The sequence below is a fragment of the Flavobacterium commune genome, assembly GCF_001857965.1.
Taxonomy (GTDB): domain Bacteria; phylum Bacteroidota; class Bacteroidia; order Flavobacteriales; family Flavobacteriaceae; genus Flavobacterium; species Flavobacterium commune.
The window spans coordinates 1,862,466-1,881,994 of sequence record NZ_CP017774.1 but is presented as its reverse complement, the minus strand read 5'-3'; the positions used below and the strand labels follow the sequence as shown (position 1 = coordinate 1,881,994).

Genomic DNA, 19,529 nt, shown 5'->3' with positions numbered 1-19,529 from the left:
AAACCATACCATCAATTTAAGATTATACTAACTATGCTCAAAAATTTTAATTTCATCCCTATAAAACCACCAAAAAGTGTATTTTTATCAAAATTGCAAAAGATGAACTTAAATTCAAAATCAATTGGCTTAGCGCTTTCGGGTGGCGGAACAAAGGGTTTGGCCCATGCGGGTGCTATCAAATTTTTAGAAGAAAAAAACATTCGCCCTAATCAAATTGCGGGAACCAGTGCCGGTTCTATCGTTGGTGCCATGTATGCCTGGGGAAAAACACCTGAAGAAATCTTAGAATTCTTCAAATCAATTTATTTATTTCACTGGAAACACATAACCTTTACTAAGGCAGGTTTGATTGACTCTGAAGCATTTCGTGAATATTTCCGGGTGGTTTTTGAAGATGCAACTCTGGCTGATTTGAATATTCCAACACAAATCACTGCCACCGACATGATCAAAGGACAATTAAAAATATTTGAACCTGAAACTAAAATTGTCGATGCCCTTATCTCTTCGTCTTCCTTTCCCGGGATTATTTCGCCTTATGAAATTAACGGCAATCATTATAGTGATGGCGGTATTTTAAACCACTTCCCTACCGATTTATTAAGAGACAGCTCTGATATGATTATTGGCGTTTATGTAAGCCCTATTAATATGATTACCGCTAAGGATTTAAGTTCTATCAGAGCTGTAACCACCAGAGCTTTTGATATTCTTTCGGAAAACTCTAATATCACAAAGTTTAATCATTGCGACTGGATGATTCAACCTAAAGAACTCAGCATCTACAGCACCTTTGAAACTAATAAAGTCAAGATGGACACTATATTCAATTTAGGTTATCAGGCGGCAAAATACAGTTACGAAAACAAAATCTATAAAATTTAAGTTGCCCTATTTCAGAAAAAAAGAATATCCCTATATTTGCACCAATCAACGCAACAAAGACATGAAATACAAAAGAATTCTTCTAAAATTAAGCGGTGAAGCTTTAATGGGAGATCGTCAATATGGAATAGATCCTGTAAGATTAGCTGAATATGCTGAAGAAATCAAAAAAGTTCACGCCAAAGGAGTAGAAATCGCCATCGTAATAGGTGGAGGAAACATCTTTAGAGGAGTTGCCGGAGCCAGCAGCGGAATGGACAGAGTGCAAGGAGATTATATGGGAATGCTTGCTACCGTTATTAACGGAATGGCTTTGCAAGGTGCTCTTGAGGACAAAGGCATGAAAACGCGTTTGCAAACTGCCTTAAAAATGGAGTCTATTGCTGAACCTTATATCAAAAGAAGAGCCGATCGTCACTTAGAAAAAGGTCGAATTGTAATCTTTGGTGCCGGAACAGGAAATCCTTATTTTACTACTGATACAGCTGCTGTTTTACGTGGAATTGAAATCAATGCCGACGTAATCCTGAAAGGAACCCGCGTAGATGGTGTATATGATTCAGATCCTGAAAAAAATGCTTCGGCAGTAAAATTTGACTATATTTCGTTTGATGATGTCATCAAAAAAGGATTAAATGTAATGGACACAACTGCTTTTACATTAAGCCAGGAAAACAAATTACCGATACTTATTTTTGACATGAACCAAAGCGGAAATCTGGAAAAAATCTGCGATGGGGAAAATATTGGAACTGTAGTTAATATATAGTTTATGGTTTTGAGTTTATTGTTTATAGTCCAGTAACATTCCAAAAGACAACATCTGAATTAGAACAATAAAACAACAACAAGCTATAAACAACAAACTATAAACATTAAAGAAATGACTGAAGAAATAGATTTTATATTAGAAAGTACCGAAGAATCAATGGAAGGTTCTATAGGACACCTTGAAAAAGAATTTCTAAATATTCGTGCCGGAAAAGCATCTCCTGCTATGCTAGGAAGTGTTTTTGTAGATTATTATGGTTCGTCAACAGCTCTTAATCAGGTTGCTAAAATCAGCACTCCGGATGCCAGAACCATTACATTGCAGCCTTTTGAAAAAAATATGCTGCAAACTATTGAAAAAGCCATTATGATTGCTAATCTTGGGTTCAACCCAATGAACAATGGCGATATCATTATCATTAGTGTTCCGCCTTTGACAGAAGACCGTCGTCGTGAACTGGCAAAACAAGCTAAAGCTGAAGCTGAAGACGCAAAAATTGGTATCCGAAATGCTCGAAAAGAAGCCAATACTGATATCAAAAAATTAGAGAAAGAAGGAACATCAGAAGACATTTGTAAAAGTGCCGAAGAAGAAGTTCAAAATCTTACCAATACTTATATCAAAAAAATTGACGAACTTCTTGCTGCTAAAGAAGCCGAAATAATGAAAGTATAACTTTCGAAAAACTCATTTAAAATCCGTCTTGTTAAAAATAATAAGGCGGTTTTTTTATTCTTACTTTTGCCATACCAAAACACGTTTATCCACGTTTTTGATTCAAACAGCAACCATGAAGCATTTTCTATTGTTATTCTTGTTCTCGATTTCGCTTCAGGCACAATTTCATATTAGCGGAATTGTAAAAGAATCCGGTTCTAACAAAACATTACCATTTGCTACAATAAGCACAAACAATGGCATTAACAGCATTAGCGATGTAGATGGGAAATTTGAAATCAACTCAAAAACTACCATTGTTTCCTTCACTGTTTCTTACATTGGTTACAACAAAATAAAAGTTGAAGTTCAAAAAAACAAGTTGTTTTTTAATTTGAAATTAACTCCAAAAACGGATCGTCTTAACGAAATTATCATCAGCAATGAAAATACAGCATTAAGCATCATCAAAAAAACCATTGTATTAAAAAACAATAATGATCCTCAAAAAAGACTTTCTAATTTTGCATTTAAAAACTACAATAAATTAATTGTTTCCGCCAATCCGGATTCTATTTCAGGACAAATAGATTCTGTCTTTGTTAGAAAATACAAACAAGGAGCCTTATACAAAATCGATTCTACAAATTACAAATTTAAAAATACGGTTAGCAAACGTCACTTATTCCAGACCGAAAAAGTATCCCAACATCAGTTTAGCAACAACCAACTAAAAGAAACTATTTTAGGCACAAAAATGGCCGGATTAAAACAGCCGTTGTACGAAATAATTGCTTTCAACCTCCAATCTTTTTCTATCTACGACCCGAAATACGAACTCTTTGAAACCAAATATAACAGCCCGATAGCTGACGATGCCGTCAAAGAATACAACTACAAATTACTGGATACCGTAGCCATTAATGGCAGGAGTTCCTATATGATTTACTTTAAGAACAAAAAGAAAAGCAAAGCCAAAGGTCTTGAAGGGGTTTTATATATTGACCAAAACAATTTTGCCGTTTCTAAAGCCATTATGCGTATAAGAGGCTTACTCAACATTAGCGGAACACATGAATTCGAATACTTACCCGAAGAAAATATCTGGTTTCCTGTTCATAAAACCTTTCAAATCATCAAAGGCCACAATGACGACGACATCAATATTTTCGGAGGTACCATTCAGTTTGACGGCGATATCGAACAAGATTTCAAGTCCCGAAAAAAACAGCCTTCGGATTATATTTATCTGCGCTCGGAAAACCATATTTTTGACATCCAAAAAAACAAAAATACTCCTATTGAAAACCCTTATTTTACTGTCGAAATTAACAAAAATGCTTTTGACAAAGACGAATCTTTTTGGGAACAGTATCGAAAGGACAGCATTGATATTCGCTTTAAAAAAACCTATAGCGAACTTGACAGTATTGCAATTAAGAAAAAATTTGCCAATAGGCTGTTTTTTGGAAAGAAAATCATCAACGGCTATTTGCCAATTGGTTTTTTCGATCTGGATTTACGAAAAATTTTCAGCTACAACAACTACGAAGGTTTCCGTTTGGGATTAGGCGGAGTTACTAACGAACGTTTATCTAAAAATTTCAGAGTTGAAGGTTATTATGCCTATGGGACAAAAGACGGTATTTTTAAAGGCAGCATAGGTGCTGCAGCAAAAATTAACCAACAAGCTAATTCCTGGCTTGGTTTTTCATACACCGACGATATTCGGGAAATTGCGAGTACTTCTTTTTCAATCGAAAAGAAACCTTATAAAATCTATGACCCCAGACCTATCAATATCAGCACTTTTTACAATTATATTAGTTGGAAAAGCTATTTTGAATCCAAACTAATTCCAAAAACAGAAAGCATTTGGGAAATTGCACAGGCCGAAATCCAACCCAAATTCAATTATGCTTTTAATCCAAAAAATCAATTATATACTCATTACACCATGACAACCGCTATGGTTTCACTCCAATGGAGTCCGTTTAGCGATTTTATGCAAACGCCAACAGGACAAATTGAGATTGAAAAACGCTTTCCAAAATTCAGTTTTCAATACACCCAATCCTTAGGAAGAGTATTAAACAATGACTTTGATTTTAGCAAATTTGACTTTAAAACTGAATATGAAAAGAAATATTTGAACGGTCAAAAAACCAGCTTACTCTTTCAGGCCGGATATGCCTTGGGCGATGTACCGCTAACGCATTTGTACAATACCTCTCCTAACAATATCACTAAAGAAACAATTATTCAAAGAATTACCTTTGGCGGAAAAAACAGTTTTGAAACCATGTTTTTTAACGAATTTTTCTCAAATAAGTACAGCTTATTTCAAATTAAACACGCTTTTAACAGAGTTACATTATTCAAAAAAGTAAAACCTTCGTTAGTTTTAGTTTCCCGAATGGCCTGGGGCGATTTAGACAATCCCGAAGAACACCTGGGACTTAATTTCAAAACCCTGAACAGAGGATACTTTGAATCAGGAATTGAACTCAATCAAATTTTTAATGGATTGGGATTGACTACTTTTTTCCGTTACGGCCCTAATCAACTAGCAAAATTTGAAGACAATATCGCCATCAAACTAAGTTATGTTTTGAATTTAGGGTTTTAGAATTTTAGAATGCAGATTAACAATTTTTGACCCGAGCGATAGCGAACTGGCGAAGCATTTCAGATTTTTATACACTAACACAAAATCTGAAATCATCATTAAAGTTTTGTAATCAAAACTGAGATAACGCAATTAACTAAAAGAGCCATAGGCTCGTATAATATTGTAACAACGTCCCGAAAGCATTCGGGATTAATCCGTTGAGAACAGATGATAACACATAAAAAAGTTCCGTAGGAACAATTCATTTCAAACACAGCTTTAGTCATTGATTAGATGGTATAAATGAATCGTTCCTACGGAACTTTTTTACTATACTATTTTTTTTAACGGAATAAACTGCCTCGGGGCAGAGCCCACGAGGTATTAAAAAAACAACCGCAGATTCGCAGATTTTCATATTATAATCTGCCAATCTACGGTAAAAAACGAAGCAGAGCTTCGAGGAATTAAACCTAAAGAGATCAAAATCCGTTGTTACAATATCAATCGTCCGCTATGCGGACTATTAAATACCAATCAACAATTTTTGAATTCAGATTTTTATATTAGCATATAACTTTTAAGGACTTATACGTCTGAAATCAAAAATCGTTAATCAAAAATCGTTAATCAAAAATCTAAAATCCTTTTTACGGTTTTATAATCAAAACTGAGGAAACATCTACCAGCCAATTGGTATCCGCATCAATAATATGCTTCCAACTTTCCAAACTTATAATCATTAAGTTCTGACTTTGCAGAAACTCTTTTCTAATAATTTTATCATTCATAATCATAATATGATTAGGAGCAATTTGCTCAATAGAGCGAATCGATTCCTCAATATCACGGGTCTTTTTAATCTCGCCTACAGCATCCAAAATCGTAATCTGAGAACCATTATTATTGATTAATTTTTTGGCATACTCAATTAAGAAAGCATCTTCTTTGCTGAAAATCGGCATAAAAACCTGATCGATTTCGTCTAAATCCTTATCAATAAAAATTCCGACAGGCATTTTGCTTTTAGCAATAATATGACGGGTTTTTTCGTCAAAAGGGGAATTTTCAAACAAGCCTTCTTTTCCTGTAAACTTATCTATCAATCGATCCGGATTGACAATTTGAGTAGTAAAACCTAAAATTTTTCCCAACAGGGTTTCATCAAAAATAGACTGACCTAAACCCACTAACAACAAGTCATATTCACCCTGATTAGCGGTATCAATTATATCCGTTACAATATCGTTAGTCACCTTAAAAACACTTACCACTTCCTGATTTAACAACTGCGATTCTTTAATTACGGGTGCTAACATATTTCGCTCATGATCTTTTACATCAAACGAATGTATTTCGGTACTTAAAGAACAGTGCATTGCAGCAACAATCGAACTATCGGCTTGTTTTTTAACCAAACTATTGGCAATTTTTAATAGTTTTTTACCTTTTTGGGGAGTAGAGAAAGAGAATAAAATTTTGTACTTACTTTTATTGGCTATTTCCTCAGGAACTACTGTAGCCTTATCTTTAAAAATAAGATTGATAAAATCTAAAGCCGGTCCGGTCATAAAAGTGGTTACTAATGCCATGATGACCATCATTGTAAAAATCTCAGTTGACAAAACCCCTAAATCATAACCAATATTCAAAACGACCAGCTCCATTAACCCACGGGTGTTCATTAAAGCACCAATAGCCAGACTATCTTTCCAGCTTTGCCCCATAAATTTAGCCGCAAGGGCACTTCCGAAAAATTTTCCAACCACAGCAACAGCAATAATTAAAGCTGTGATTTTCCATAAATAAGGATCGTTTAACAAGCCTATTTGGGTACGCAAACCTGTAAAAACAAAAAACAAAGGCAATAAAACAATAATAGAAACGTCTTCTACTTTTTCGATAAAAATATTTCTAAATTTACTGTTTTCAGGCATAATAGCTCCAGCCAAAAAAGCTCCAAATAACGCATGAATCCCTATTAATTCAGAAGCATAAGAAGAGAATAAAAGAGTTAAAAAGAAAATAGCCACCACAGGTTTATTCAAACTTTCGGGAGTGGAATTCAAATCGCCTACACGTTTTAGAAATGGACGAACTATCTTAAGCATTACAATTACATACAAAACAGCCAAACCAATTACATATAATGCACTGGTAAATGAACCTGCTTTAACAATAGCAATTACTACAGCCAGAATACACCAGGCCGTAATATCATCGGCAGCGGCACAGGTGATAACAATAGTTCCTAATTTGGTTTTTTGCATTTCACGTTCCTGAACAATTCGGGCCAGGACCGGAAATGCTGTGATACTCATGGCAATTCCCATAAACAATCCGAAAGAGGAAAACTCAACTCCCATGGGTGCAAAAATAGGATAAATAAAAAAAGCCAAAGTCAATCCTAAAGCAAACGGAATAACAATACTGGCGTGACTAATCACAACCGCATCACTGGCTTTATTCTTAAGCACTTTCAGGTCTAATTCCATCCCAATAACAAACATGAAAAATATTAAACCTATCTGACTCAAAAACTGCAAATTCCCTAAAGATGCCACAGGAAATAAGGCAGCGGAGAATTCCGGAAAGTACATTCCAACTACCGATGGTCCCAGAAAAATTCCGGCAATCATTTCGCCTATTACTGATGGTTGTCCTATCTTTCTAAAAAGCCAGCCAAACAAGCGTGCTACCAAAATAATAGTCACAATTTGAGCCAATAAAATAGCCAAAGGATGCTGCAAGTTTTCAACCATCGAATGTATAAAATCATTCCAGTGATTGCTTTCTATGCGTTTATGAACAATTCCACGACCTACTTCAAGCGAAGGCCCTATAGAAAGCAGCCAATATATTAAAGCTGTAAAACCACCTATAACAGAAACGTAAAACAAAGAATTCTTAATATTAGCCATACGCCATTTTTAAAATTTATTGGCAAATATCAGAAGTGATTTTTAAGTACAAAAAGAATTTTAAGGCTAATTTTTAATCTATGTAATAAACAGGAAAAAATTTGTAATAAGTTAGATTTTTATCTTTTTCAAAAAATCAGCCCGATAGGTTTCACTCAGTATTAGCGTAGTATTCTTAGCATTAGCATCTAAATGATGTAGCACAATTTCGTTATGATTGAAAAACTTTATCGCCTTTAAGGACACTATTTCTTTCTTGTTAATACGACAAAAATCAGCTTCGGGCAATTCATCCAAAAGCGAATCGAACTTTACATTTTTTAAATTCAAAAAACTGCCATCGGTTAAAAGTACCGTTTTGTCACGGCTATCGCCCAAAGCGGTTTTGATATACAAAACTTGGTTAAAATACAACAGACTCTTTCCTTTATCAGTATTGAGATGGATGAATTTCTTAGTATTTGCAGTGCTTCCAAAACGTTCTGTAGCCTTAGTAATTGCTTTTTGCAAACGCTCTAATTTTACCGGCTTGGTAATATAATCAACGGCATCAATAGTAAAAGCATCAGCAGCATAGGCTTTGTATGCTGTACAAAAAACAACTAATTTTTCTTTTAGCAAAGTTGCCAAATGCAAGCCGTCAATTCCGGGCATTTCGATATCTGATATTAACAAATCAAAATCGAGATTTGGAATTTCGGCCAACAGTTTTTCAGGATTATTAAACGTCTTTACGATTTCTACTTCGGGAATTTGTTCGCAAAGCATTTTCAAATACGTTAATCCCGGCAACTCATCGTCCAGCAGTAAACATTTCAGTTTTGTATTCAAGCAAATTAATCTTTAAATGAGCAATATAGATATCGTTTTCTACAAACTTATCGAGCTTAAAATTATTTTTATAAATAATGCGTAAACGTTGTTCTAAAGTGGCATTTCCTATACCGCTTCTTTCTTTTTTCAACACCTTTTTGTCCGAAATTTTATTCGAAACCGTCATTGCAAAAGCATTGTTTTTAAACTCAAAAATAACCGAAATAAAAGCATCAGGGCTTTGCAAATCGGCGTGTTTAAAAGCATTCTCAATCAAATCAATCGAAATTAACGGTGCCAGTAAAGGCTCTTCATACAATTTATCTTCCTTATCGATATGCGTTTTTATCTTTAATTCAAAAAGCGGACTGATTTTAATTTTGTTGATTTCGATTAAATTCAGTGCAAAATCAATTTCTTCTTTTGGAGTAACAAATTTTTTCTTGCTTTCATACAAAATATAATCCAGCACATTGGCTAATTTATCTAACGCAAAATAAGTTTGATAGGCATGGGATTGAATCGAATTGAGGATATTCTTAAAAAGATGCGGATTTAGTTTTGACTCTAAAGTTTCCAATTGCAAATCATTGACTTTCCTTTCGAGTACATAAAAATTATTTTCAAGCTCTCTTTTTTCTTTTTTGGCTTGCAGTAAATGATACAATACAAAACCAATAATCGCTATTAAAAGCAAAATGATGAGACCCAAAATATAACCCAGATTATTCGTTTCCTGCATACTATTGAAGTTGTCAATTGATTAATGACTCGACACAAATTTTAAACCGATGATAGACGAAATAAGTGTCATTAAAAAAAATAACCTCCAAAAACCGGCCGGTTCTTTAAAAACAAAAATGCCTACTAAAACAGTTCCTACAGCTCCAATTCCAGTCCAAACCGCATAAGCTGTCCCAATGGGTAAAACCTGAGTAACCTTGTACAGCAAAAACATACTTACTGATAGACAAACAAAAAAACCAATCATCCAATAGGTCGAAATTATTCCCGTTGTTTCTTTAGCTTTTCCAAGACAGGAAGCAAATGCTACTTCAAACAATCCTGCAATTACCAGCAAAATCCAATTCATTTTTGTTCCATTTTTAAATAAAATACAAATATGGGAAAAGCTACCATAGGAATTATAAAAACCTTAAAGAATTCGCACATCTTCAATGGTAAATTTTTGTTAACATACGGTGAAAGCTAGTGTATTATTTATGATTCCGAGCATTATTCACTACATTTGCGCCCGTTAAATATTCATTATGATTAAGTGGTTTAGTTTAGGATTCTGGGAGTTAATTGCCCGTGTTGTCCTCCGAAATAAAATTTTAATGCTATCGATTATTGTTGCTGCAACAATTTTCTTGTCGATGCAATGGAAAAACATCCATTTTACTTTTACAGAGGCCAATATGTTACCCAGCGATAACATTGCTAATGTTGAATACAATGCGTTCTTAGATAAATTTGGCGAAGAAGGAAATCTGGTTATCATTGGGGTAAAAGACAACACTTTCTTTACTCCAAAAGCTTTTAAAGCCTGGAACACCTTGATGAATAGTCTAAAAAAAGACAAAGCTATTGATCTGGTAATTTCGATTAATGACCTGAAAAAATTACAAAAAAACGATTCCCTTCAAAAATTTGAATTAATTCCTTTTGTTGACCAAAGTAAAACCGTTGACGAAGCTTATTTAAAAAACATCCAAAAGGATCTTTTTAATAACATGCCATTTTACGAAGGATTGTTGTTCAACAAGAAATCCGGAAGTATTCGCTCTGCCGTTTACATGGACAAGAAAATTGTAAACACTAAGGAGCGCAAAGACTATATCTTAGAAAAATTAATCCCTGCGGTTGAAAAATTCGAAAAAGAAACCAATATCGATTTGCGTGTTTCGGGAATGCCTTACATCCGAACCCTGAATGCCCAGACAATTACTGACGAAATCAGTATTTTTATTGGAGCTTCATTATTAGTAACCTCTTTACTGTTTTTCTTCTTTTTTAGAAGTTTCAGAGCCACTTTAATCTCCATCATTATTGTGATTATTGGTGTTATGTGGTCCTTTGGATTTTTAGGATTATTTAATTACGAAATCACGGTTTTAACAGCTCTGGTTCCTTCGTTGATTATTGTTATTGGGATTCCAAATTGCATTTTCCTGACTAATAAATACCATCAGGAATACAAGGTTCACCGCAATAAAGTCAAAGCTTTACAAAGAGTAACCACCAAAATTGGTATGGCAACTTTGATGACAAACGTTACCACTGCTATTGGTTTTTTCACCTTTATTTCTTCAAATAACAAATTGCTTATCGAGTTTGGAAATGTAACTTCCATCAACATTATGGCGTTGTTTTTCCTGTGTATCATAGTAATTCCTATTTTCCATAGTTACATCCCGGCACCAATAGACCGTCACATCGAACACTTAGACAGAGGTTCGGTAAAAAGATTCATGGATTGGATTCTGCGCAACGTAAAAACCAATCGCTTTTCTATCTATGTTGTTGCCATTTTATTACTTGTTATTAGCATCATCGGAATTTACAAAATGCGTATTTCGGGAAGTTTGATTGAAGACATGCCTAAAAAAGAAGCCTTTTTCCAGGATATTGTTTTCTTCGAAAATGAATTTGATGGTGTAATGCCACTGGAAATTATGATTGACACCAAACGTAAAAAAGGCGTAATGAAACTCTCTACGCTAAAACGAATGGACGAATTAGAACAGGCTATTGATGAAATCCCTGAACTGTCTAAACCTATCTCTATTGTCAATTTAGTAAAATATTCCAAACAGGCTTACTATAACGGAAACCCGGAATATTATGAATTACCTACTTCTCAGGAACAAGGATTCATTTTGTCCTATGCTAAAAATGCCACTAAGAATTCCAAAGAAAACCTAATGAAAAGCTATGTGGATTCGACAGGACAATTTGCCCGAATTACCACTTTTATGAGGGATGACAACGGAGGAGCAATACCAAAAGTGGAAGCTGAAATCAGAAAACAAGCCGACAAAATATTCCCACCGGATCGCTACAATGTAAGCATTACCGGAAAAGCATTGGTTTTCCAAAAAGGAACGGGTTACTTACTGGATAACTTGCTTTCGTCACTGGTTTTTGCCTTTTTCTTAACGGCACTTTTAATCGGATTTATGTTCCGTTCGTTCAAAATGATTTTGGTTTCCATCATTCCAAATTTATTACCATTATTGTTAACCGCAGGACTTATGGGCTTTTTAGACATTCCGTTAAAACCATCCACAATATTGGTATTCGGGATTGCGTTTGGACTTTCGGTAGATGATACTGTTCGATTCCTGGCACAATACCGTGAAGAATTAAAGAAAAACAACTGGAAAATTCGCAAATCAGTTTATGCAACTTTTAACGATGCCGGTTTGAGTATGTTCTATACTTCTATCGTATTATTCTTTGGATTTTCGGTATTTATGCTCTCCAGTTTTGGTGGAACCATCGCCCTTGGCGGATTGATTTCATTGACTTTATTATTCGGAATGCTGTCTAATTTAATGTTATTACCTGCTTTGGTATTAACCTTAAACAAAACATTGGCAAACGAACAGGAATTTATCGAACCAAAAATTGACATCATCGAACATAGTGATGAAGAAATCGATGCTTTGAAAAAAACTAAATTATTATAAAGGAAAAACAATTAAAATGTTAATAGATCAACAAGTTACACTAGTAAATAAGTACATCGAAAAATCAATCGATTTTGGTTTTGAATACGCACCAAAATTAGTTGGCGGAATGATCGTTCTGGTAATTGGTTTATGGTTTACCAAAATAGTTACCAAAGCAGTTGGAAGATCATTAGAAAAATCAAAGATTGATCAATCTCTGATTCCATTTTTAAGAAGTTTAACTAACATCACCCTAAAGGTTTTAGTCGCCATCACCGTAATGGGCATGATTGGCATCCAAATGACTTCGTTTGTAGCTATCCTGGGAGCTGCAGGTCTGGCCGTGGGTATGGCACTATCAGGAACACTTCAAAATTTTGCCGGAGGTGTAATTATTTTAATCCTGAAACCTTTTAAAATAGGTGATACCATCGAAGCACAGGGTTTTGTAGGAACTGTAAAAGAAATTACTATTTTTTCAACCCTACTCAATACTGCCGATAAAAAATTAGTTATTATCCCTAACGGACCACTTTCAACAGGAGCATTGACCAATTATTCTTTTGAGACAACACGAAGAGTGGACTGGACATTCGGAATTTCCTATGGCGATGATGTTGAAAATTTCAAAAAAGCGCTGAATGATTTTATTGCTGAGGATTCGAGAATTTTAAAAAATCCTGAGCCTTTTGTAGGACTTTTGGCACTTGCAAGCAACTCTGTTAATTTTACGGTAAGAGTATGGGTAAATAGTCCGGATTATTGGAATGTATTTTTTGACATGAATGAAAAAGTATATACCAAATTCCCTAATTACGACCTTCATATTCCTTTTCCTCAAACGGATGCTCCAATTAATAAGAAATAAAAAAGAACCTATTTTTTTTCAAAATACCAAAACTCCCCTCTTTTGAAGACGGGGAGTTTTTTATATAAAATAGTTTTTTCTTACAAACAAAATAAAATTGATATATTTGAAATTGATTATTATAAAACCAATTCCAAATGACCAAAAACTTAATCTTCCTTTTTTTATTAGTTAGTATTATTTGCAATGCCCAAAGCACAACAATCACTACAACTGGAAAAGACTCCATCTTAATTTGTCCTTTTCCAACAAACTGCGGTTATTACAAAGGAGAAACAACCATAGTAAATGGGAAAAGTGAAGCCAATGGAAAAGGCAAAGCAAATTTACGTGGCGGTATTGCAGAAGGCAACTGGAAAAACAATAGACTAGAAGGTTATGGAACTTATGAAGTTAAAAATGGATATAAATATATTGGCAATTTTAAAGATGGCCAGTTTTTCGGGCAAGGCTCAATAATTTATAATATTGGCAACAAATATGTTGGCGAATGGAAAGACAGTAAATTCTACGGACAAGGTGTTTTTTACACATCAAATGGCACTAAATATGCTGGCAAATGGAGTTCTGGTATAGGTAATGACTTAGGATTTGTTATTTTTATTAAAAACTCTATGTATACCGGTACAAAATATAACGGTAAAGGAACTCGAATAAACCAAAATGGAGATGTTTATACAGGCGATTTTAAAGATGGAAAACCAAATGGTCAAGGAACTAGAAAATACCCAAATGGAGCTGTTTATACAGGTGCATTTAAAGATGGAAAACCAAATGGTCAAGGAATAGAAACTTATAAAGATGGCCGGAAATATACTGGTCAATGGAAAGAAGGCAAATTTGATGGAAAAGGTACACTTAGAAATACTATAATAGACTTCAGTTATACTGGTGATTGGAAGGACGGAAAGCTTAACGGCAAAGGAACTTACATTGATACGAAACAAAAATACATTGGGGAATTTAAAGATGACCAAATGTACGGACAAGGAACAATTTCATACGAAAACAAAGAAAAATATTCCGGAGAGTGGAAAGAAGGCTATCGAGCAGGACAAGGCACTTACACTTGGCCTAATGGAGACACCTATACAGGTCATTTTGAAAAAAACAAACATCAAGGCCAAGGAACCATGATTTATGCCAATGGAGAAAAATTTGTTGGCGAATGGAAAGTTAGCAAAGAATTTAACGGAATTCTTTACAATAGCAATGGAACAAAAAAATCCAGCTATAAAGACGGTCTTCTAATAGAATAAAACGAGTACTACTTCATCAAAAAAATCGCTTATTTTTTTTCGAAAAACAAAAAGATTCTTAACAATACCAACAATTAGACAATACTTCTTCATCGAATGGGCAGTTGTGGAAAAAAATCTTATTTTTACTAATGACCGTATAGAAAATTACATTGAAAATGAGTTTTTAAAAACAGGTCTTAGCATTTAAATACCACTAACTAGCACACAAACAATATGGGGCATACCAATTCGGAAACAGAAAGACTAGCCGTTCCTAATAATTACAAAAATTGGAAAAAATGGGGCCCTTATTTAGCCGAAAGGCAATGGGGAACTGTTCGCGAAGATTACAGCGAGCACGGAGAAGCCTGGGAATTTATCGATCACGACAAAGCGCGTAGCAACGCCTACCGATGGGGAGAAGAAGGAATAGGAGGTTTTTGTGATTCCCGTGAGATTTTATGTCTGGCTCCTGCCTTTTGGAATGGCAAGGATCCTATTTTAAAAGAACGTTTGTTTGGTCTTACCAACAATCAGGGGAATCATGGCGAAGACGTAAAAGAACTCTACTTTCATCAACTTTCCACGCCTACGCACACGTACAACAAATACCTTTATAAGTATCCACAAAATGAATTTCCTTACAGCGATTTAGTCAACAACAATAGGAAAAGTAGGGAAGAAACCGAATTTGAACTACTGGATAGCAATGCCTTTAAAGACAATGCTTATTTTGATTGTTATATCGAATATGCTAAAGCCGGTATAGATGATATCCTGATGAAAGTTACCGTGGTCAATAGAGGTACGAATGATGCCAGCATACATGTGTTACCTCATCTTTGGTTTCGCAATTTCTGGAAACACAACAACAGACATCCGAGACCTAATATGGAGTCGGTTTCTAATAATGCGATACTTTCTAAAAGCAGCAGAAACGGAGACTATTATTTCTATCATGAACATGGCGAACAGCTATTTTGTGAAAACGAAACCAATAACGAACGCATTTATAAGTTTGATAACGAATATGAGTACGTTAAAGACGGAATTAACAATCATGTTGTAAACGGAGAATCTTCTGTGAACCCTAACAAAATTGGGACTAAAGCAGCTATTTGGTACAAACTAGATTTAAAAGCAGGTGAAGAAAAAAGTATTAATCTTCGCTTAAGTAACGTTGCCTTAGAAAATCCCTGGGCCGATTTTGAAAATCTATTTGACCAAAAGAAACAGGAATGTGAAGCTTTTTATAACGAAACCATAAATGAAAAAATCCCCGAAGCACACCGAGCGATTGCAAAAAGTGCTTTTTCAGGTTTGTTATGGACCAAGCAATTTTATTATTTTAATATCCACAAATGGCTATTTGGTGGTACCGAGGAAACACCGGCAAACAGAAGCAATCCGCGTAATTTTAGCTGGCAACATCTTAACAACCGTCACGTTATTTCTATGCCCGACAAATGGGAATATCCTTGGTATGCCGCTTGGGATTTAGCATTTCACATGGCATCGTTTGTAGAAATCGATCCTTGTTTTGCTAAACAGCAGCTGCTGTTAGTTTTACAGGAAAGTTATATGCACCCTAATGGTCAAATTCCGGCTTACGAATGGAATTTTAGCGATGTGAATCCTCCGGTTCATTCCTGGGCAGTTTGGCATGTTTACGAAAAAGACAAAGTTCGCACTGGCAAAGCCGATACCCCATTTCTGGAAAAAGCATTCCAAAAACTACTTATTAATTTCACTTGGTGGGTAAACCAAAAAGATACCAGCGGAACCGACTTATTTGAAGGTGGATTTTTAGGATTGGATAACATTGGGGTTTTCGACCGCAATCACATGCCGGAAGGAATTAAGAAAATGCAACAGGCCGATGCGACGAGTTGGATGGCTATGTTCTCGTTAAATATGCTTCGCATGTCGCTCGAGCTAGCAAAAACCAACAAAATCTACGAAGAAGTATCTGCTAAGTTTTTCAGACACTTTTTGAATATTGCGTGGGCGATGCACCATATCGGAAAAAAAGACATTTCGCTTTGGGACGACGAAGACAATTTCTACTATGATGTTGTCGAAATGTCAAACGGAAAAACGGATCGTTTAAGAGTTCGCTCTTTAGTGGGTGTTATCCCAATGTTTGCTGTCGAAATCATGCATAAAGATTTATTTGACCAATTACAAGACTTTAGAAGACGCGCCAACGAGATTATAAGAACACGTCCAGACCTGGCGTCGTTAATTTCTAATCTAGAAAAAGCCAACGAGGAAGGGAATTTTCTATTCTCGATTATGCGTGGTTTTAGATTAGAAAATCTATTAAAACGCTTGCTGGATGAAAATGAGTTTTTATCCGAGTTTGGAATTCGTTCGCTTTCTAAGTTCCACAAAGACCATCCATTTGTATTTAATGGTTCGCACCAAATTCAGTATGAGCCCGGTGAAAGCCGTTCGGCTATGTTTGGCGGAAATTCGAACTGGCGAGGCCCTATCTGGATGCCATTAAATTATATGATTATTCAATCGTTGCGTAAATATTATACTTTCTATGGTCCAACTTACATCTACGAATTCCCAACAGGTTCCGGAAACAAATTGAACTTAAAAGAAATTGCAAACGAACTGAGCAAGCGATTGATAAAACTCTTCGAAAGAAACGACGAAGGCAAATTTCAATACCATGCCGATGACCATGAAAAGCTTTTTACAAAAGACGAGCATTTTAGAAACGAACACTTCTTCTATGAATTTTTTGATGGTGATAGCGGTAAAGGACTCGGTGCTTCTCATCAAACAGGTTGGACAGCGCTTATTGCTAATTTGATTTTGGAATTAGACGAATAAAATATTTTTACAAATTATAAAATCCCGTCTCGTTTTTAGGAACGAGGCGGGATTTTATATGCAAACTAAATGACTTTAAAAAGAATTGACAAGCTTAGGGTTACTATACTTTACAAACTTTCGCATTGCAAATTAAATGTTCCGTACCTACGGCACTCAAACAAATTATCGTCAATTGTGGATGGATTAAAATCCATCCCTACAAAATATACCGAGCCTACGGCTCTTTGACATGCTTCTATAAAATGAATTGTATTTCTATACCCAATTTACACCGAAAAGTTCCGTAGGAACGGTATGTTTATAGCTCCATAGGAACGACACATTTTGTAGCCCCGAAATTTATTTCGGGGGAAATTGTTGATACGCATTAGAAAGTCCCGTAGGGACGACACATAATTCTTTTAATTAACCGATTAAAAACCTCGTGATTCTTTGTATTTCCTTTGGGCATCTTTGTGAAATAGCTCACCCCAATGCTCTTTTTTGATGATAAACGATAATTCCACTACACCCTAGCCCCGACCTGTCTGCCGACAGGCAGGTAGCAATGGAAATCCTTAATGTTTTTGTTGCCAAAAACATTAAGATTGAAATGGATTGCTTCGCCAATTCGGCTTTCAGCCTCGTGTGCGGGAAATTGCTACAAAAATCAGCAATAACAGCTCCCGATTGCTTTGTTAGTGGCAATGGCATTTCCAAACAAATCCTTTATATTTGCAATACGAACAAGAGCGAATTTTAAAATCAACTCTATACATAAAATGAGGCATACAAAAGTTAAAGACTTACTAAATAGTACCACGACGCTTCAGGAAGTAAATGCAAAAGGTTGGGTGCGAACTTTTAGAAACAACCAATTTATTGCTTTGAATGATGGCTCGACCATCAACAACATACAATGTGTAGTCGATTTTGAGAATACTCCTGACGAAACTCTAAAAAGAATTACTACCGGAGCTGCGGTTTCGGTAACTGGAAATTTGGTAGAGAGCAAAGGTGCCGGTCAAAAATATGAAATTAAGGTAGCGAAGTTAGAAATCTTAGGAGACTCAGACCCGGAGAAATTCCCAATGCAACCCAAAAAACACTCGTTGGAATTCCTGCGCGAAAACGCGCATTTGCGTGTAAGAACCAATGCTTTTGGTGCTATTATGCGAATCCGTTCAGTATTGTCATTTGCGGTACATAACTATTTTCAACAAAAAGGTTTTGTGTACGTCAATACGCCAATTATTACTGGAGCTGATGCCGAAGGAGCTGGAGAAATGTTTCAGGTAACTTCGTTGCCATTGGAAAATTTGCCAAAAAATGAAGAAGGAACTATCGATTATAAAAAAGATTTTTTTGGAAAACATACCAACTTAACGGTTTCAGGACAGCTGGAGGGCGAAACTTTTGCGATGGCTTTGGGACAGATTTATACTTTTGGGCCAACGTTCAGAGCCGAAAATTCCAATACTTCCCGCCATTTGGCCGAATTCTGGATGATTGAACCGGAAGTGGCTTTCAATGATTTGGATGCCAATATGGATTTGGCTGAAGATTTCATTCAATATGTAATCAAATATGCTTTGGATAATTGTGGAGATGATTTGAAGTTTTTAGAAGGACGACTTTTAGAAGAAGAAAAATCAAAACCACAGGCGGAAAGAAGCGAAATGACTTTGTTGGAAAAGTTGAATTTTGTCTTAGAAAACAATTTCAAACGCATTTCTTATACCGAAGCTATTGATATTTTAAGAGAATCCACTCCAAATAAAAAGAAAAAATTCAGCTATATCATCAACGAATGGGGCGCCGATTTACAATCGGAACACGAGCGTTACTTAGTAGAAAAACACTTTAAATGTCCGGTAATTTTATTTGATTACCCAGCAAATATTAAAGCGTTTTACATGCGTTTGAACGAAGACGGAAAAACCGTTCGTGCGATGGATATCCTTTTCCCGGGAATTGGAGAAATTGTAGGAGGCTCACAAAGAGAAGAACGTTTTGATGTTTTGGTTGAAAAAATGGCAGCCTTAGGAATTGACGAAAAAGAACTATCATGGTATTTAGATACCAGAAGATTCGGTAGTGCCGTTCACTCAGGTTTCGGACTTGGATTTGAAAGATTAGTACTTTTTGTGACAGGGATGACCAATATTCGTGATGTTATTCCGTTTCCTAGAACACCGGGAAGTGCAGAATTTTAAAAAAAGTTAGAAGTTAGAAGCTGGAGGTTAGAAGTT

The 19,529-nt window shown here is 35.4% G+C and carries 13 protein-coding genes; 9 read left to right on the top strand and 4 right to left on the bottom strand.

Annotation, left to right across the window (positions count from 1 at the left end; all coding sequences use genetic code 11):
- The first annotated feature begins 102 nt into the window (after positions 1 to 102).
- The 4 genes from BIW12_RS07825 to BIW12_RS07810 all read left to right on the top strand — a co-directional run bounded on the left by BIW12_RS07825 (position 103) and on the right by BIW12_RS07810 (position 4,946).
- Positions 103 to 888 (top strand): patatin-like phospholipase family protein, encoded by a 786-nt coding sequence (locus BIW12_RS07825; protein ID WP_071184610.1) that lies wholly within the window; start codon positions 103 to 105, stop codon positions 886 to 888.
- Between the two features lie 61 nt (positions 889 to 949).
- Positions 950 to 1,657 carry a UMP kinase gene (gene pyrH / locus BIW12_RS07820; RefSeq protein ID WP_071184609.1) on the top strand — a complete coding sequence of 236 codons (708 nt, stop codon included), beginning with the start codon at positions 950 to 952 and terminating at the stop codon, positions 1,655 to 1,657.
- A 114-nt stretch (positions 1,658 to 1,771) separates the two neighbouring features.
- On the top strand, positions 1,772 to 2,335 hold the full coding sequence (gene frr, locus BIW12_RS07815) for a ribosome recycling factor (RefSeq protein WP_071184608.1): 564 nt from the start codon (positions 1,772 to 1,774) through the stop codon (positions 2,333 to 2,335).
- A gap of 115 nt (positions 2,336 to 2,450) precedes the next feature.
- On the top strand, positions 2,451 to 4,946 hold the full coding sequence (locus tag BIW12_RS07810; RefSeq protein WP_071184607.1) for a DUF5686 family protein: 2,496 nt from the start codon (positions 2,451 to 2,453) through the stop codon (positions 4,944 to 4,946).
- Between the two features lie 632 nt (positions 4,947 to 5,578).
- On the opposite strand, the gene BIW12_RS07805 is transcribed toward BIW12_RS07810, so the two are convergent.
- The 4 genes from BIW12_RS07805 to BIW12_RS07790 form a co-directional block, all read right to left on the bottom strand.
- On the bottom strand, positions 5,579 to 7,849 hold the full coding sequence (locus tag BIW12_RS07805; RefSeq protein WP_071184606.1) for a cation:proton antiporter: 2,271 nt from the start codon (positions 7,847 to 7,849) through the stop codon (positions 5,579 to 5,581).
- A gap of 111 nt (positions 7,850 to 7,960) precedes the next feature.
- Complete coding sequence (locus BIW12_RS07800) at positions 7,961 to 8,680, bottom strand: LytR/AlgR family response regulator transcription factor (protein ID WP_071184605.1); 720 nt, start codon at positions 8,678 to 8,680, stop codon at positions 7,961 to 7,963.
- Entirely contained in the window at positions 8,643 to 9,404 is a 762-nt protein-coding gene (locus BIW12_RS07795) for a sensor histidine kinase (protein WP_071184604.1), read from the bottom strand. Before BIW12_RS07795 ends, BIW12_RS07800 begins: the two co-directional genes overlap by 38 nt.
- Positions 9,405 to 9,425: 21 nt before the next feature.
- Positions 9,426 to 9,755: a DMT family transporter gene (locus tag BIW12_RS07790; RefSeq protein ID WP_071184603.1), complete on the bottom strand. Its 330-nt coding sequence runs from the start codon at positions 9,753 to 9,755 to the stop codon at positions 9,426 to 9,428.
- A 178-nt stretch (positions 9,756 to 9,933) separates the two neighbouring features.
- Between BIW12_RS07790 and BIW12_RS07785 the strand changes: the two genes are divergently transcribed.
- The 5 genes from BIW12_RS07785 to asnS all read left to right on the top strand — a co-directional run bounded on the left by BIW12_RS07785 (position 9,934) and on the right by asnS (position 19,493).
- Positions 9,934 to 12,357 carry an efflux RND transporter permease subunit gene (locus BIW12_RS07785; RefSeq protein WP_071184602.1) on the top strand — a complete coding sequence of 808 codons (2,424 nt, stop codon included), beginning with the start codon at positions 9,934 to 9,936 and terminating at the stop codon, positions 12,355 to 12,357.
- A gap of 16 nt (positions 12,358 to 12,373) precedes the next feature.
- A complete protein-coding gene (locus BIW12_RS07780; RefSeq protein WP_181161641.1) occupies positions 12,374 to 13,207 on the top strand; it encodes a mechanosensitive ion channel family protein in 834 nt (277 codons plus the stop codon).
- Positions 13,208 to 13,344: 137 nt separating this feature from the next.
- The gene (locus BIW12_RS07775) at positions 13,345 to 14,466 is read left to right on the top strand and encodes an MORN repeat-containing protein (protein WP_071184601.1); all 1,122 of its coding nucleotides are present in this window, start codon (positions 13,345 to 13,347) and stop codon (positions 14,464 to 14,466) included.
- Between the two features lie 216 nt (positions 14,467 to 14,682).
- The gene (locus tag BIW12_RS07770) at positions 14,683 to 17,295 is read left to right on the top strand and encodes an MGH1-like glycoside hydrolase domain-containing protein (RefSeq protein ID WP_071184600.1); all 2,613 of its coding nucleotides are present in this window, start codon (positions 14,683 to 14,685) and stop codon (positions 17,293 to 17,295) included.
- A 764-nt stretch (positions 17,296 to 18,059) separates the two neighbouring features.
- On the top strand, positions 18,060 to 19,493 hold the full coding sequence (gene asnS, locus BIW12_RS07765; protein ID WP_071184599.1) for an asparagine--tRNA ligase: 1,434 nt from the start codon (positions 18,060 to 18,062) through the stop codon (positions 19,491 to 19,493).
- The last annotated feature ends 36 nt before the right edge of the window (positions 19,494 to 19,529 follow it).

What these genes read in the sequence shown, in the direction of transcription:
- BIW12_RS07795 (WP_071184604.1), bottom strand. Translation starts at nt 9,404, where the DNA reads ATGCAGGAAACGAATAATCTGGGTTATATTTTGGGTCTCATCATTTTG.
- BIW12_RS07780 (WP_181161641.1), top strand. Translation starts at nt 12,374, where the DNA reads ATGTTAATAGATCAACAAGTTACACTAGTAAATAAGTACATCGAAAAA.
- frr (WP_071184608.1), top strand. Translation starts at nt 1,772, where the DNA reads ATGACTGAAGAAATAGATTTTATATTAGAAAGTACCGAAGAATCAATG.
- BIW12_RS07810 (WP_071184607.1), top strand. Translation starts at nt 2,451, where the DNA reads ATGAAGCATTTTCTATTGTTATTCTTGTTCTCGATTTCGCTTCAGGCA.
- pyrH (WP_071184609.1), top strand. Translation starts at nt 950, where the DNA reads ATGAAATACAAAAGAATTCTTCTAAAATTAAGCGGTGAAGCTTTAATG.
- asnS (WP_071184599.1), top strand. Translation starts at nt 18,060, where the DNA reads ATGAGGCATACAAAAGTTAAAGACTTACTAAATAGTACCACGACGCTT.
- BIW12_RS07775 (WP_071184601.1), top strand. Translation starts at nt 13,345, where the DNA reads ATGACCAAAAACTTAATCTTCCTTTTTTTATTAGTTAGTATTATTTGC.
- BIW12_RS07805 (WP_071184606.1), bottom strand. Translation starts at nt 7,849, where the DNA reads ATGGCTAATATTAAGAATTCTTTGTTTTACGTTTCTGTTATAGGTGGT.
- BIW12_RS07770 (WP_071184600.1), top strand. Translation starts at nt 14,683, where the DNA reads ATGGGGCATACCAATTCGGAAACAGAAAGACTAGCCGTTCCTAATAAT.
- BIW12_RS07790 (WP_071184603.1), bottom strand. Translation starts at nt 9,755, where the DNA reads ATGAATTGGATTTTGCTGGTAATTGCAGGATTGTTTGAAGTAGCATTT.
- BIW12_RS07785 (WP_071184602.1), top strand. Translation starts at nt 9,934, where the DNA reads ATGATTAAGTGGTTTAGTTTAGGATTCTGGGAGTTAATTGCCCGTGTT.
- BIW12_RS07825 (WP_071184610.1), top strand. Translation starts at nt 103, where the DNA reads ATGAACTTAAATTCAAAATCAATTGGCTTAGCGCTTTCGGGTGGCGGA.